This window comes from Bacillus sp. LR--39, assembly GCF_053613335.1.
Genome location: NZ_JBSIOT010001631.1, coordinates 1 through 513, shown reverse-complemented (window position 1 = coordinate 513; position 513 = coordinate 1). Strand labels below are relative to the sequence as shown.

Here is a 513-nt window from a genome sequence, read left to right as displayed (position 1 = left end):
AGTTTTGCTCCGAGCCGAACCGCGGCACACGGCGCTTCTGTCGGATGCTCGCTATGATCGGAGAAGCCGATGACCGCCTCAGGAAAAGCGGCGGCAAGCATCGGTATGACGCTGAGGTTGCTGTACTCCGGCGGTGCTGGGTATTTCGCCACACAATGCATTATGGCAATTTGATTGTTTCCCTCTGCCCTGATGGTGCGCCAAGCTTCGTGAACATCAGAGATTTCAGCTCCGGCTGTCGAGAAAATCATCGGCCTGTTCAGCCGGGCGACATATTTGAGCAGCGGGAGATGGTTAATTTCATAGGATGCGATTTTAAAAGCGCTCGGCGAGGTAGACTGAAGCAGATCAGCTGACCCCTCGTCACATACCGTACTTAAAAAGATCACCTGCTTTTCGCGGCAGTAATCCAATAGCGGTAAAATCCACTCAGCAGGCATTTCCATAGATTGAACCAAAGAAAAAATAGAGACGTCCTTGCCCGCTGCCGTCTTGTACAAACCAGGATCTTTC

Annotated in this window: 1 protein-coding gene; it reads right to left on the bottom strand. The window is 51.7% G+C overall.

All coding sequences use genetic code 11. The features are described from left to right. The coding region (locus ACWHAR_RS32210; RefSeq protein WP_452089066.1) for an N-acetylneuraminate synthase family protein at positions 1-513 on the bottom strand (513 nt) is incomplete at both ends.